16 protein-coding genes and 1 other annotated feature are annotated in these 15,420 nt (G+C 37.7%); all 16 genes read left to right on the forward strand.

Annotated elements, in window-relative coordinates:
• Positions 1-96 precede the first annotated feature (96 nt).
• A complete protein-coding gene (locus JCM9157_RS04135; RefSeq protein WP_035662476.1) occupies positions 97-390 on the forward strand; it encodes a YlmC/YmxH family sporulation protein in 294 nt (97 codons plus the stop codon).
• Positions 391-769: 379 nt separating this feature from the next.
• Complete coding sequence (gene pgeF / locus JCM9157_RS04140) at positions 770-1,600, forward strand: peptidoglycan editing factor PgeF (RefSeq protein ID WP_035662478.1); 831 nt, start codon at positions 770-772, stop codon at positions 1,598-1,600.
• Complete coding sequence (locus tag JCM9157_RS04145; RefSeq protein ID WP_035662481.1) at positions 1,597-2,274, forward strand: YggS family pyridoxal phosphate-dependent enzyme; 678 nt, start codon at positions 1,597-1,599, stop codon at positions 2,272-2,274. The genes pgeF and JCM9157_RS04145 overlap by 4 nt, the downstream gene beginning before the upstream one ends.
• Positions 2,275-2,295: 21 nt before the next feature.
• Positions 2,296-2,742 (forward strand): cell division protein SepF, encoded by a 447-nt coding sequence (locus JCM9157_RS04150; protein ID WP_035662484.1) that lies wholly within the window; start codon positions 2,296-2,298, stop codon positions 2,740-2,742.
• Between the two features lie 23 nt (positions 2,743-2,765).
• The gene (locus JCM9157_RS04155) at positions 2,766-3,023 is read left to right on the forward strand and encodes a YggT family protein (protein ID WP_035662486.1); all 258 of its coding nucleotides are present in this window, start codon (positions 2,766-2,768) and stop codon (positions 3,021-3,023) included.
• A 19-nt stretch (positions 3,024-3,042) separates the two neighbouring features.
• Positions 3,043-3,816, forward strand: a complete 774-nt coding sequence (locus JCM9157_RS04160; RefSeq protein WP_035662489.1) for a YlmH family RNA-binding protein — start codon at positions 3,043-3,045, stop codon at positions 3,814-3,816.
• 122 nt (positions 3,817-3,938) lie between these two features.
• Positions 3,939-4,424, forward strand: a complete 486-nt coding sequence (locus JCM9157_RS04165; RefSeq protein WP_035662490.1) for a DivIVA domain-containing protein — start codon at positions 3,939-3,941, stop codon at positions 4,422-4,424.
• Between the two features lie 69 nt (positions 4,425-4,493).
• Positions 4,494-4,709: a binding site (T-box leader), on the forward strand.
• Between the two features lie 93 nt (positions 4,710-4,802).
• The gene (gene ileS / locus JCM9157_RS04170) at positions 4,803-7,559 is read left to right on the forward strand and encodes an isoleucine--tRNA ligase (RefSeq protein WP_035662492.1); all 2,757 of its coding nucleotides are present in this window, start codon (positions 4,803-4,805) and stop codon (positions 7,557-7,559) included.
• A gap of 133 nt (positions 7,560-7,692) precedes the next feature.
• Positions 7,693-8,343: a TraR/DksA C4-type zinc finger protein gene (locus tag JCM9157_RS04175; protein WP_035662494.1), complete on the forward strand. Its 651-nt coding sequence runs from the start codon at positions 7,693-7,695 to the stop codon at positions 8,341-8,343.
• Positions 8,344-8,413: 70 nt separating this feature from the next.
• Entirely contained in the window at positions 8,414-8,881 is a 468-nt protein-coding gene (lspA, locus tag JCM9157_RS04180; protein WP_035662496.1) for a signal peptidase II, read from the forward strand.
• Positions 8,882-9,796: an RluA family pseudouridine synthase gene (locus JCM9157_RS04185; RefSeq protein ID WP_035662498.1), complete on the forward strand. Its 915-nt coding sequence runs from the start codon at positions 8,882-8,884 to the stop codon at positions 9,794-9,796.
• A 194-nt stretch (positions 9,797-9,990) separates the two neighbouring features.
• Positions 9,991-10,542 carry a bifunctional pyr operon transcriptional regulator/uracil phosphoribosyltransferase PyrR gene (pyrR, locus tag JCM9157_RS04190; protein WP_035662501.1) on the forward strand — a complete coding sequence of 184 codons (552 nt, stop codon included), beginning with the start codon at positions 9,991-9,993 and terminating at the stop codon, positions 10,540-10,542.
• A gap of 109 nt (positions 10,543-10,651) precedes the next feature.
• Entirely contained in the window at positions 10,652-11,947 is a 1,296-nt protein-coding gene (locus JCM9157_RS04195) for a solute carrier family 23 protein (protein WP_035662502.1), read from the forward strand.
• Between the two features lie 177 nt (positions 11,948-12,124).
• Positions 12,125-13,027: an aspartate carbamoyltransferase catalytic subunit gene (locus JCM9157_RS04200; protein ID WP_035662643.1), complete on the forward strand. Its 903-nt coding sequence runs from the start codon at positions 12,125-12,127 to the stop codon at positions 13,025-13,027.
• Between the two features lie 12 nt (positions 13,028-13,039).
• A complete protein-coding gene (pyrC, locus tag JCM9157_RS04205) occupies positions 13,040-14,323 on the forward strand; it encodes a dihydroorotase (protein WP_035662504.1) in 1,284 nt (427 codons plus the stop codon).
• Entirely contained in the window at positions 14,320-15,408 is a 1,089-nt protein-coding gene (locus tag JCM9157_RS04210) for a carbamoyl phosphate synthase small subunit (RefSeq protein ID WP_035662507.1), read from the forward strand. The genes pyrC and JCM9157_RS04210 overlap by 4 nt, the downstream gene beginning before the upstream one ends.
• The last annotated feature ends 12 nt before the right edge of the window (positions 15,409-15,420 follow it).

A 15,420-nucleotide genomic window follows, 5' to 3' on the forward strand; every position in this document is an offset into this window, starting at 1 on the left:
GTTAGAGCATCCTCTTTTTTGGGCTTTGTTTCATAAACCTAACACGATCCCGCATATAGTAGAACAGGTAGTATTAATTGGGGTGAGGTGTTAAATATGATGAAAATATCTGATCTACAAGTTAAAGACATTGTTAACATGGAAAATGGGAAAAGACTAGGTCAATTAACAGATTTAGATATCAACTTATCAACAGGCACAATAGAGGCATTAGTGATAAATGCCTCCGGTAAAATGATGGGGCTGTTTGGTAAAGAATCAGAAGAAATTGTTATACCTTGGAAGAATATTATTAGAATCGGCTCTGATGTTATTTTAGTAGAGGTTCCTTCAGCATACGAACGAAAACCGATTAATTTCGCGCCACCTTCGACACCTAGAAAGCGATGATTGCAAAAGAAAGTCGTTTCTTGTATCTATATACCTGTGTTAAAATAGAAGTTGAGTAATTTAATTTACCAACATTCTCCAACCAAACATTAAAGATTGCTGATAAAGTGATCTGTAATCAGTTTATAAGTTTTAAATTTTTTGATAATCATTGAGATCGAAAGTGGATTGAAGCGGAAGCCACTTGACTCCTGCGGGGATAGAGGAAAAGGCAAGTCACCACGGACAAAACGACGTGGGGGCTTGGCAACACCCCTCGGAAAGCAAGTGGTTGAAGCTCAATGTAATGGGCCTACTAAGGTGAATATGATTAAACATATAACGAAGTATCGAACAGTCTTTAATAGAACGCCGTAACAAGCAAAGGGGGAATGTGAGGATGGATCCGTTTGTTGAAACGAATGAAAGGTATTTGTCTATCCATCAATGGGAAAAGCTGAACCCTGATTTAGTCACTGGGTTCACAACTAGAAATGGTGGACAAAGTACCTTTCCATATCATAGTTTAAATATGGGCTTTCATGTTGGAGACAATGAGAAAGACGTATGGGAGAACAGAAAAAGATTAGCCAAGGATATAAAGGTTCCACTATCCAATTGGATAGGTTCTGAGCAGGTTCATGAGGCTACCATTCAAAGAGTAACTAGAACGGATGCCGGAAAAGGAAGCGCAGATTTAAATACTGCTATAAGCGAAACCGATGGTCTTTATACATTTGATACAAACTTGCTACTTACAAGTTTGTATGCAGATTGTGTCCCATTATACTTTTTTGCACCAGATGCTGGAGCCGTTGGACTTGCACATGCTGGTTGGCGCGGAACGGTTAAAGGTATAGCTACAAAAATGGTTCATCAGTGGATTAAAGAAGGCATTTCTCAAGAAGAAATTGAAGTTGCGATTGGTCCTTCAATCAGTAAAAAGATGTACGAGGTAGATAAAAAAGTAATTAAAGAAATTCAATCCTGCTTACCGAAAAATGTGGATCGCTTGCCCTATCAGGAATTGTCAAATGAGAAATATTTACTTGATTTACGTGAGGTTAACAAGATATTGCTAATTCAAGAGGGAATTAAACCTTCTAATATTCTTGTATCTAACATTTGTACGTCTCTCGATGAGCAAATGTTTTCACACAGAGCGGAAAATGGTAAAACGGGGAGAATGATGAGTTTTATTGGTTTGAGATCGGGTGGTGCGTTAGAATGACAATTAAACAAAGGCTTGAGCTAATACAAGCTGAAATTAAACATGCTTGTAACAAAGTGGACAGGGACGCTTCTGAAGTTAAAATTATTGCTGTGACAAAATACGTTAGTAGTGAAACTACAAAAGCAACTCTAGATTGTGGGTTAATACATATAGGAGAAAATCGAGTCGAGGGTGCGATTGAAAAGTGGGAAGCCTTTAATGAAAGAGGGATCTGGCATTTCATCGGCTCATTACAAACACGTAAAGCCAAAAAAATTATTAATAAATATGAGTATTTGCATTCTCTTGACCGACTTTCTTTAGCTGAGGAAGTGGACAAGCGTTTAGAACAAGGTGTGATGAAATGCTTTGTGCAAGTTAATGTATCAGGAGAGGAATCAAAAGCGGGTGTTGATCCAGAAGACCTACTTCCATTTATTAACGAACTTGCTCAATATAAGAAAATACAAGTAATTGGTTTAATGACGATGGCTCCTTTCTATGAAGACCCAGAGATGACGCGGCCAGTTTTTAGGAAGTTGAGAGAACTGAGAACGGAAATTCAAGATTTAAAACTTGAACATGCTCCTTGTACAGAATTATCAATGGGAATGTCAAATGATTACATCGTTGCTGTTGAAGAAGGAGCAACTTTTATTAGGCTAGGGTCAGCATTAGTAGGAAGAGAATAAAAGTAAGAGAGGAGAATAAATATGGGGATGAAGTCTAAATTAAAGCGTTTTTTTGAGTTAGAGGATGAATTTGAGGAAGTTGAAGAATATGATGAACGGTTTGTTAATGAGGAGATTGAACCAAAGCGAAGATCGCGTAGTCAACAAACTAAACCACAAGCGGCTCCTCAAAATGTGGTCAGCTTACAAAGCGTCCAAAAAGGAACGAAGGTTATTCTCCTTGAGCCAACCACGTATGATGAGGCTCAAGAAATTGCAGATCATCTAAAAAATAGAAAAGCGGTCATTATTAATTTACAGCGTATTTCTTATGATCAAGCTAAGCGAATAGTCGATTTTTTAAGTGGAACAGTGTATGCTATTGGGGGAGACATTCAAAAAGTTGGTTCGAATATTTTTCTTTGTACACCTGATAATGTTGATGTATCAGGAACGATAACTGAAATGATTCAGGAATTTGAAGCATAGTATTTGAAGGTGGTGAATGGAAAGTGCAAACTATTGGTTTATTAATTTATAATGCGTTATATATTTATTCATTTTTTATAATTGGGTATATTTTGATGTCTTGGTTTCCTAATGCTCGTGAGTCCTCAGTGGGACAGTTTATTGGTAGAATTGTCGAGCCGTACCTCGAGCCATTTAGAAAATTTGTTCCCCCACTTGGAATGATTGACTTATCTCCGATTGTGGCTATTATCGTTTTGAGATTAGCAAGCACGGGAGTTCGATCCCTTTTCGGTATTTAATAGTTAGGAGTGAACGGCGATTAGTATTTACCAGCACTTTCGCGAGGAAGAGCGTACTTTCGTTGACCAAGTTCTTGAATGGCTCGATGCTGTAAAGGTTCGCCATGATGATCGACTAAGTGACTTCTTAGATCCTAGGCAGCAAGAGATCGTTCGAACAATAATAGGACATGATGATGATTTGAGCCTCTCATTTGCGGGAGGCTCTCATTATGCAGAGCGAAGTCGGATGCGTTTAACTCCTCAGTATTTAGAAACAACTATAGATGATTTTCAACTAACATTATTTTCGGTTGAGTATCCAACTAAATTTATTACGATCGAGCATCGAGATGTACTTGGGGCTCTAATGAATCTCGGATTAAAACGTGAGAAATTTGGTGACATTTTTATAAGTGATGATGTTGTACAAATTGTTGTGGCAACGGAAATCGCTGATTATGTAGAAATGAATGTTCAGACAATCGGAAAAGCAACCGTTCGTTTGAATCGAATCCCATTATCTGAGCACATTAAGCCTAAAGATGATTGGGAAGAAGGAAAAGCAACCGTTTCTTCGATGCGCCTTGACGTTGTAATCGCCCAAATGTACAAGCTTTCACGCACAAAAGTCTCTCCTTTAATTGAAAAAGGTTTAGTAAAAGTCAACTGGAAGACTGTAGATAGACCTGATTTTATTATCGCTGATGGTGATTACATATCAGTTCGACAATTTGGTCGTGCCAAGGTTATTGGCATAGAAGGAATTACTAAGAAAGATAAATATCGTATACGTTATGGACGAAAACGATAAGAAAATCAGAAAAATGAGCAGGAATTTAGTTGTTCTTGTCGAATGGTATATAAATAACAGTGATTTTAGGACTCATGAAATCCAAACATAATAACAAATACAACCATATGGAGGTGGCGACCATGCCTTTAACCCCTTTAGATATTCACAACAAGGAATTTACAAGAGGATTTCGCGGTTATGACGAAGACGAAGTCAATGAATTTTTAGATCAAGTTATAAAAGACTATGAAGCCGTACTTCGAGAGAAAAAAGAACTCTTCGAACAAGTACAAGATTTAGATGAAAAATTAGGTCACTTTAAGAATATTGAAGAGACATTAAATAAATCTATTCTAATTGCTCAAGAGGCAGCTGAAGAAGTAAGAAGTAATGCTCAGAAAGAAGCTCAGCTTATAGTAAAGGAAGCAGAAAAAAATGCTGATCGTATTATAAATGATGCTCTTTCTAAATCTAGAAAAGTTATGATGGATATGGAAGAATTGAAAAAACAAGCCTCCGTTTATAAAATGCGTTTCAAGATGTTAATTGAAGCACAACTCGAAATGCTTCAAACAGATGATTGGAATGATGTAACTGAAAAAGAAGAGGTATATGAAGAACGCTAAAACGTTTTTTGTTTTCAGCTTGCACTTCTGAACCGGCTGTCATATAATGATATTCATTAAAATATGTTGATAAAGACGATGATCAGGGAAGAGTACAATGTATTCAACGTGTTAAGCGATTCAGGGGCGGTGGAAGCCTGAAGACGTTCACATTGGAAAATCACCCTTTAGTTTTGCGCTGAAACAAAGTAAGCGGCAACGTTTCATTCACGTTACGAATTTCAAGTGGAAAGGATTAGTCCTTTTCAACAGGGTGGTACCACGGGTAAGCTTCTCGTCCCTATTTGGGAGAGGAGTTTTTTTGTGTTCTCTGCAATGACCTTTTAAGGAACATGGTTTACATAGTTATCAGCTGAAAGTAAATAGGAGGAAGAAAAAATGGATTATAAAGACACGTTATTAATGCCTAAAACAGATTTTCCGATGAGAGGAAATTTACCTAATCGAGAACCTGAAAGACAAAAACAATGGGCTGAGCTTGACATTTATAAAAAAGTTCAAGAGCGTACAGCAAGTCGCCCGATGTTTATTTTACATGATGGCCCGCCTTATGCGAATGGTGACATTCACATGGGGCACGCACTAAATAAAATCTTAAAAGATTTTATTGTTCGATATAAGTCAATGAGTGGGTATAATGCTCCTTATGTTCCAGGTTGGGACACACATGGACTTCCAATTGAGACGGCTTTAACGAAAAGTGGGAAAGTTGATCGTAAGAAGATGAGTGTCGCTGATTTTCGTAAACTTTGTGAAGAGTATGCTAGAGAACAAATTAATCGTCAACGTGAGCAATTTTTACGTCTTGGGGTAAGAGGTGACTGGTGGAATCCATATGTAACATTAGATAAATCTTATGAAGCTCAACAAATCAAGGTTTTTGGAGAAATGGCAAAAAAAGGTTATATCTATAAAGGGAAAAAACCGGTTTATTGGTCTCCTTCTTCTGAGTCTGCTCTTGCAGAGGCTGAGATTGAGTATCAAGATAAGCGCTCACCATCTATTTATGTAGCTTTTAAAGTTGGGGATGGAAATGGTGTTTTAGATGGGGATGAACATATCATTATCTGGACAACAACTCCTTGGACGATTCCAGCAAACTTAGGTATTGCCGTTCATCCAGAATTAGATTATAACGTTGTTCTAGTCGAAGACAAGAAGTATGTAGTGGCTGCTGGACTATTAGAAACACTTGAGAAAGAATTCGAATGGGAAAACACGAAGATAGTAAAGACTGTTAAAGGCTCAGATTTAGAGTATGTAAAAGCCATTCATCCTATTTATGGACGAGAATCATTAGTAATGTGTGGAGATCATGTGACATTAGATGCAGGTACAGGCTGTGTTCATACAGCTCCTGGGCATGGTGAGGAAGACTTTATTGTCGGACAAAAATATGGATTAGATGTTTTATGTCCAGTCGATGATAAAGGGCATATGACTGAAGAAGCACCAGGATTTGAAGGGCTATTTTACGACGCTGCTAATAAACCAATTTCTGAAAAATTAAAAGAAGTTGGAGCATTGATGAAATTAACATTTATCACTCACTCATATGCGCATGATTGGCGTACTAAAAAACCAGTTATCTATCGTGCTACTGCTCAGTGGTTTGCTTCAATTGAGAATTTCCGTGATCAATTACTGAAAGCCATTGAAGAAGTAGAATGGATTCCTAAATGGGGAGAAACTAGGTTATTTAATATGGTACGTGACAGAGGAGATTGGTGTATTTCTCGTCAAAGAGCATGGGGTGTTCCAATTCCTGTTTTTTATGGTGAAAATGGTGAACCGATCATCACTGATGAAACGATTGATCATGTATCAAATTTATTTAGACAACATGGATCAAATATTTGGTTTGAATGGGAAACAGCCCAACTTCTGCCTGAAGGTTTTAAATCAGAACATAGTCCAAATGGAACCTTTACACGTGAAATGGATATTATGGATGTTTGGTTTGACTCAGGCTCTTCTCATCAAGCTGTTCTGGAAGAACGTGAAGATTTAGTACGTCCTGCTGACCTTTATTTAGAAGGATCTGATCAATATCGTGGTTGGTTTAATTCTTCTTTATCTACAGGGGTTGCTGTAACGGGTAAATCACCATACAAAGGTGTTTTAAGTCACGGATTTGCTCTTGATGGTGAAGGACGTAAAATGAGTAAATCAATTGGAAATGTGGTTATTCCAAATGATGTTATGAAGCAATTAGGTGCTGATATTTTAAGACTTTGGGTTGCCTCAGTTGATTATCAAGCTGATGTTCGTGTATCAGATAAAATTTTAAAGCAAGTATCTGAGTCGTACCGGAAAATTCGTAATACATTCAGGTTTTTACTTGGAAATCTACATGATTTTGATCCTAAGACGAATTATATAAAGGATTTAGACGGTGTTGATCTTTTCATGGTTGTTAAATTAAATGAAGTAGTGGAGAAAGCTAAACAAGGTTATGAACAGTATCAATTTTCAAATGTGTATCATACAATCCACAATTTTTGTACGATTGATCTAAGCTCTTTTTACATGGATTTGGCAAAAGATACATTGTATATTGAGCATGCTGACCACCCTGCAAGGCGTGCTATTCAAACGGTCATGTATGAGGTACTTGTTGCTTTAACTAAATTAGTATCTCCAATTTTGACTCATACGGCTGACGAAGTGTGGGAACATATTCCTGGCGTAAGCGAAGAAAGTGTACAGCTTACTGATATGCCAGAAGTAAAAACTTTTGGTGAAGTTGAGGAGCTAAAAGCTAAGTGGAGCCATTTTATGAATGTACGAGATGATGTTCTAAAAGCTCTTGAACAAGCTAGAAACGATAAGAAAATCGGTAAATCATTAACAGCTGCTATTACGTTATATTCAAGTGGAGATGTTCGTCAATTATTAACTGCCATTCCAGCTCTTGAGAAATTATTTATTGTATCTCATGTTGAATTAGCTGGGGAAGTAAGTGAAGCTCCTGAGGATGCAGTGAGATTCGACCAATTGGCTATCGTTGTAGAACAAGCTCAAGGAGAAACTTGTGAACGTTGCTGGGTTGTTTCAACAACTGTTGGGGCGAATCAAGACCATCCAAGTTTATGTACTTCTTGTGCAGAGACTGTTTCAAATTATTATGTGTAATGATGAAAACCACTGTTATTATAACAGTGGTTTTTGCCTGTTGTTAAATGTTGTGTTGGCTATATCTCCTTATCATGGTCACAATATTAAATGAACGTTCTAATAACGTTAGTTGTTTAATGGGGGAGATGACATGATAAATTACAACGAGATAAAACAAGCCTTACAAGATCGAAAACAAACAGTTGAAGATCATATTAATTATCACTTTAAAGAAGAACAAAATCGTACGTTATCTTTTTCTACAGGAGAGTTGTCGCAATATGATAACCATCCAGCTGATGCGGCGACTGATTTATATGAACGTGAAAAAGATTTTGCTTTACTCGAACAAGCTGAAAGAGAGCTTGAAGAAATAAAACATGCTCTAGCCAAATTTGAAGAAGGAACGTTTGGGATTTGTGAGGTGACAGGACAAACAATCCCATATGAACGATTAGAGGCTAATCCTGCTGCTAGAACCGTTGTAGAAGCAGTAGATAATCGGATCACTGATGAACGTCCTTCGGAAGAAGCTGTGTTAGGTGGTTTCAGAAAGTATCAATTTGACGGTGATGATGATGGAACTGAATTTGATGCAGAAGATGCTTATCAGTCAGTTGCAGAATTCAATGAATTGCCGATGGTCTTTGAAGATTCATCTTTAGAAGAAACAGGTGAGTTAATCGGTTATGTGGAACAAATCGAAGGATTTTTATCAACTGGAATTGAAGGTTACACAGGTGATGAGGATGTTGTTTTTCAGCGTAATGTTCATTATGACCAATACTTGAATGGAAAGTAGGGGCTCTTGCCCTCTTTTTATGCTATAATGCTTATCGTATGGAAGTTGGACAGGATCGGGGGAAATGACGATGAAGTATTATTTATTGGCACTAATCATTATAGTTTTGGATCAAATTACTAAATGGGTCGTTGTAACAGAAATGGCTCTAGGTGAGAAAATTACGTTAATTGAGAATGTTTTATATTTCACATCACATCGTAATCAAGGTGCTGCTTTTGGAATTCTGCAAGGTCAAATGTGGTTTTTCTATATTATAACAGTCATAGTTATTGTCGGAATTGTTTATTATATGCAAAAAGAAGGCAGGCATAGTCCCTTGTTAGGAATTTCCTTAGGTCTTGTTCTTGGTGGGGCTATTGGAAACTTTATTGATAGACTTTTCCGTGGAGAAGTCGTTGATTTTGTGGATACATACATTTTTACGTACAATTTCCCCATTTTCAACGTAGCAGATGCAGCATTATGTGTTGGGGTAGGTCTTTTATTTATAAAAATGATTCAAGACGAACGTCAACAAAAGAAGGAGCAAAAGTAAATGGAAAGTTTTGATTGGAAAGTAACAGAACAACAAAAATCAAATCGTATTGACAAGTTGCTTACAACTTTAAATGAAGACTGGTCTAGAACACAAATCCAATTATGGATTAAAGACGAGCATTTAAAAGTTAATAACAACAAAGTTAAAAGCAATTATAAAGTTGAAGAGGGAGATCACATTACCCTTGTGATACCAGAACCTGAAGAGTTGGAAATAACAGCAGAGAATATAAAGTTAGACATTGTTTTTGAGGATGAAGATGTCATTGTTATAAATAAGCCTAGAGGGATGGTTGTTCATCCTGCCCCAGGCCACTATTCGGGAACACTTGTTAATGCATTAATGTACCACTGCAAAGATTTATCTGGTATTAATGGGGTGATTAGGCCCGGTATTGTCCATAGAATTGATAAAGACACATCTGGCCTCATTATGGTTGCTAAAAACGATATGGCTCATGAGTCGTTAGTAGATCAATTAAAAGCTAAAACGACGAGAAGGCTATACAAAGCGGTTGTTCATGGTATCATTCCACATGAGCATGGAACAATTGATGCTCCAATTGGTCGGGATAAAAAAGATAGACAGAGTATGACTGTGACAGAAGACAACAGTCGGGACGCAGTCACTCATTTTACTGTTCTAGAACGATTTGATAATTACACGTATGTTCAATGTGAATTAGAAACTGGTAGAACACACCAAATACGTGTTCATATGAAATACATTGGATACCCATTAGTAGGTGATCCGAAATACGGTCCGAAAAAGAATTCATTTGATATCGAGGGCCAAGCACTTCATGCGGCTGTTCTTGGGTTCATTCACCCACGCACCAAGGAAGAATTAACATTTGAGGTTCCAAATCCAACTGATCTAGAGGATCTTTTGCATTTACTACGTACAAAATAATGATTGACATGACGAAAAATGTCGGGCATACTAAATAAGAATTAAATAGTCCTTTAACTACAGTCCCGTGAGGCTGAGAAGGAAACGGTTTGAAAACAGAGGCAAAATCTGTCTGTTTTCACTTGTGTTTTAACCTCTCAGTTCATTTTGGACAGAGAGGTTTTTTCGTTTTCATAAATATGGAGGTGTGAAAATTGACTAGAGTGATTTTAGATGAACAAGCTATTAGAAGAGCTACTACACGAATTGCTCATGAAATAATTGAGCACAATAAAGGTATTGAAAATTGTATCTTAATTGGAATTAAGACTAGAGGAATTTATTTAGCAAAGCGTTTAGCTGAACGAATTGAACAAATTGAAGGAACAAAAATTCCAGTTGGAGAAATTGATATTACCCTCTATCGTGATGACTTAACGGTGAAGTCGAATAATGAAGAACCAATTATTCAAGGGACTGATATTCCAGTTGATATAAGAGATCGAAAGGTAATATTAGTTGATGATGTGCTTTACACAGGTCGTACAGTAAGAGCTGGATTAGACGCTTTAATTGATATCGGTAGGCCGGAACAAATTCAACTAGCTGTGCTCATAGACCGAGGACATCGTGAATTGCCGATAAGGCCTGATTATGTTGGTAAAAATGTTCCTACTTCTAAAAGTGAAAAGATTGTAGCAAAGCTTTCTGAAGTAGATTTAACAGATGAAGTAACAATTGAGCAAAACAATAAAATACCTCTTTAATCTAGTCCTGAGAGACTAAAAAGAGGTTTACACTCCTTATAAACTAAGGTGATGTACTCCTCTTTGCTTAAGCAGAGAGGTTTTTTTATAAGCATTGGAGGAAAAGTGAATGGCATCAGAGACAAAAGAAATTGGAGTTAGAGAAATACCGAGATATGATAAATGGCTTGTTTTTAGTTTGCAGCACTTATTTGCGATGTTTGGAGCAACCATTTTAGTTCCATATCTAGTCGGGTTAAGCCCCGCAGTAGCATTACTTTCAAGTGGACTAGGAACAATAGCTTACCTACTAATTACAAGAGGACAAATCCCAGCTTATCTAGGTTCATCTTTCGCATTTATTGCTCCGATCTTGGCTGCATCAGCTATGAGTGGACCAGAAGGAGCTATGGTAGGGTCTTTCTTAGCAGGTATTGTTTATGGGCTCGTAGCACTTTTAATTAAAACAAGTGGTGTTGGTTGGGTACTTAGAATCTTACCACCGATTGTTGTAGGTCCTGTTATAATTGTCATCGGATTAGGATTAGCAGGAGTTGCGATTGATATGGCAATGAATGACCCAGCTGCTGGGACATATAGTACAACTCATTTTCTAGTTGCTCTCATTACCTTAACTATTACGATTTTAGCGACAATGTTCTTTAAAGGATTTTTCAGCTTAGTTCCGATCATGTTTGGAATTATCGGGGGCTATATCACTGCTTTTCTATTTGGACTTGTAGATTATTCTCCTGTTCAAGAAGCTAAATGGTTTGCTTTACCAGATGTCCTTGTTCCTTTTGTAACTTATACTCCAGTATTTTCTAAGGAGATTGTCTTCATTATGGTTCCTATAGCAGTAGTAACAATAGCGGAACATATTGGAGATCAGATGGTACTTAGTAAAGTAGTTGGAAAGAACTTTATCAAAACTCCTGGCTTACATCGCTCATTATTAGGTGATGGTGCAGCTACTATTATAGCTTCACTAATCGGTGGGCCACCAAATACAACTTATGGTGAGAATATCGGTGTACTTGCTATTACTCGTGTCTTTAGTGTATTTGTTATAGCTGGTGCAGCTGTACTTGCGATTACATTTGCTTTCATTGGCAAATTCGCTGCACTGATAACGACAATTCCAACTGCGGTTATGGGTGGAGTGTCCATCCTACTTTTCGGGGTTATTGCTTCTTCGGGATTACGAATGCTAATAGATAATGAAATTAACATAGGTTTAAAAAGGAATCTAATTATATCATCAGTTATATTAGTCATCGGGATCGGCGGTGCGTTTATTCAAGTGACTGAGCAAGTGCAAATTGCAGGTATGGCTCTTGCAACCATTATCGGTATGATTCTTCATCAAATCTTACCTGAAAAAGAAGTTAGTTACGGTAAAAAAGCAATGTTTGAAGCTGAATAAAATATCATCCCTTTTAAAAGGAGTACAGAGAGACTTCAAAGGGGGTAAGGTCTTTAACTAGAGGGTTTTTTACCTTTCTAGTTCCTTATGCCCTGAGAGTAGGTTACTCTCAGGGTTTTTTCTATAAAAAAGATTAAAAGTACATAAAACTGAGGAGGCTGGATTTGAATGGTGACAATGACAGAAGTACAGGCAATCAAAGGTGAATTATTAACATTAGAAACAATGTCAACCGTCGAAATTTCAACTATCTTACAAGAAGCTGAGCAATTTGCAAACGGAAAGCAATGGAGCCCTAATACAAATTTAGTGGTTGCTAATTTGTTCTTTGAGCCAAGTACTAGAACACGGTATAGCTTTGAAGTTGCTGAGAAATTGCTTGGAATTCATGTTCTGTCCTTTTCAGAAGAAAGCTCAAGTGTTCAAAAAGGTGAATCGCTACTTGATACAGTAAAAACGTTTGAAGCCATAGGAGCTAATGCACTTGTCATTAGACATCCAGAGAATGAATATTACAAACACATTCGCGAAGAACTAAATATACCTATCATTAACGGAGGAGATGGAAGTGGACATCACCCTACACAATCGCTTCTTGACCTCCTGACTATTAAACAAGAATTCACAAGTTTTAAAGGACTTAATGTGGTTATAGTTGGTGATTTAAGACATAGTCGTGTTGCCCGTTCAAATGCAGATGTTCTTAAAAGGTTGGGAGCTAAAGTGAAAATTGCTGGACCAAAACCATGGATGGCTGGATTTGATTCACAGTATGAACATATTGACATGGATCAAGCTGTTGCAGAATCGGATGTTGTTATGTTACTCAGAATTCAACATGAACGTCATGAAGGAACGATGCAATTTACAAAAGAAGAGTACCATCAACAATTTGGTTTAACGATAGAGCGTGAAAAGCATATGAAAAATGAGGCAATTATTCTTCATCCAGCACCTGTTAATCGTGATGTTGAGCTAGCTAGTGAACTAGTTGAATGCGAACGTTCGCGAATATTTAAACAAATGAAAAACGGTGTTTCAGTTCGAAAAGCAGTAATAAAAAGAGCTCTATCAAATTAAGGGGGAAGCAAGATGACAGTTAAACTCGAAGGTGGATTTATTTTAGATAATGATGGATCAATGGTTGAAAAAGATGTTTATATTGTTGATGGAAAAGTTAGTTTTAAGAAACCTAATGTAACTGAAGATATCAAAGTGGTAGAAGTTCAAGGGAAGTTAGTAACAGCAGGATTAGTTGATGTTCATGTTCATTTACGCGAGCCAGGAGGCGAACAGAAAGAAACGATCGAAACAGGAACTAAAGCAGCTGCAGCTGGTGGCTTCACGACAATTTGCTCAATGCCTAATACTAGACCAGTGCCAGACACTAAAGAGCAAATGGAATGGTTACAGGAGCGAATAAAAACGACTGGACATGTGCGGGTTTTACCATATGCGGCCATTACAACAAGACAGCTTGGAAAGGAACTTACCGATTTTGAGGCTCTAAAAGCAGCTGGTGCATTTGCATTTACTGATGATGGTGTCGGAGTACAATCTGCGGATATGATGCTTCAGGCAATGAAGAAAGCGGCCGAAGTCAACATGGCAGTTGTTGCACATTGTGAAGAGGATACACTCATTCATGGAGGCTGTGTTCATGAAGGTAAATTCTCTGCCGAACATAATTTACCTGGAATCCCTTCTGTATGTGAATCCGTACACATTGCACGTGACGTATTATTAGCAGAAGCAGCAGGAGCACATTATCATGTCTGTCATGTAAGTACGAAGGAGTCGGTACGAGTCATTCGTGATGCAAAAAAAGCAGGGATAAAAGTGACGGCTGAAGTTTCCCCTCATCATTTATTGTTGTGTGAAGATGATATTCCCGGACTTGATTCTAATTACAAAATGAATCCGCCTCTTCGAGCGAAAGAAGATCAAATCGCTCTTTGGGAAGGTTTAGTTGATGGAACGATTGACTTTATTGCAACAGACCATGCCCCGCATACGGAAGAAGAAAAAGCACAAGGGATGGACAGAGCACCGCTCGGGATTGTCGGACTTGAAACTGCTTTTCCTCTACTGTACACGCATTTAGTTAAAACGGAGAGAGCGTCTTTAAAACAGCTTGTTGATTGGCTGACAGTTAAGCCAGCTAAAACATTCAACTTACCATCAGGTGTGTTAGAAGAAGGAGTTTTAGCGGATATCACAGTCATTGATTTAGAAGAAGAAAGAGCAATTGATAAAGAAAAGTTTTTATCTAAAGGAAAAAATACACCGTTTAACGGTTGGGTTTGCCAAGGGTGGCCATTATATACTTTTGTAGACGGAAAGCTTGTATGGGAGAAAGGGCAGGTGTCAATATGAAACGTCAATTAATTTTAGAAGACGGTAATATTTTTGTAGGAGAAGGTTTCGGTGCTGAAAAAGAAATGAGCGGTGAAGTGGTATTTATTACTGGGATGACTGGCTACCAAGAAACACTTTCAGATCCTTCTTATTGTGGTCAGATTGTAACGATGACTTATCCACTGATTGGAAACTATGGAATTAATCGCGATGATTTTGAATCAATTACACCAGCCATTAACGGTTTTATCGTGAAAGAATATGAGCCTGAGCCAAGTCACTGGCGTAAGGAAGAGTCACTAGATACGTTGTTAAAAGCAAAAGATATTCCTGGGCTTGCAGGTATTGATACCAGAAAATTAACGCGATTAATTCGTGAGCACGGTACGAGACGTGGAAGAATTTGCTCAATGGATGTGGATTCGAATGCAGTAATAGAGGAGTTAAAACAAACAACATTCGTCCGTGATCAAGTTCATCGTGTATCAACGAAAGATCCTTATCATGCTCCTGGGCGTGGTAATCGTGTGGTATTGATTGACTATGGCATGAAACATAACATTTTACAGGAATTAATCTCAAGACAATGTGATGTAGTGGTTGTTCCTTACAATACGAGTGCGGAGGAAATTCTTCGTCTAAACCCAGATGGAATTATGTTAAGTAATGGACCTGGGGACCCTGTAGACGTGCAAGGAGCAATAGAGACAATTAAAGCATTAATAGGGAAAGTACCTATTTTTGGTATTTGTTTAGGTCATCAGCTTATTGCCTTAGCATGTGGGGCAACTACTAGCAAACTACAATTTGGTCATCGTGGATCTAATCATCCAGTTCGTGAAATCTCAACTGGTAAAATCGCAATAACAGCTCAAAACCATGGCTATACCGTAGATCGTGAATCACTAGAAGGCACTGGGTTAGAATTAACTCATGTTGCAATCAATGATGGTACAGTTGAAGGGTTAAGACATCTTGAACATCCAGTTTTTTGTGTACAGTATCATCCAGAAGCATCACCAGGTCCTCATGATGCAAATGACTTATTTGACGCATTTGTAACATTAATGGAATCAGAAAAAAAAGCAATTGTAAAAGCATAAGCTGAGGGGAGA

This window comes from Halalkalibacter akibai JCM 9157, assembly GCF_000513135.1.
Classification (GTDB): domain Bacteria; phylum Bacillota; class Bacilli; order Bacillales; family Bacillaceae_D; genus Halalkalibacter; species Halalkalibacter akibai.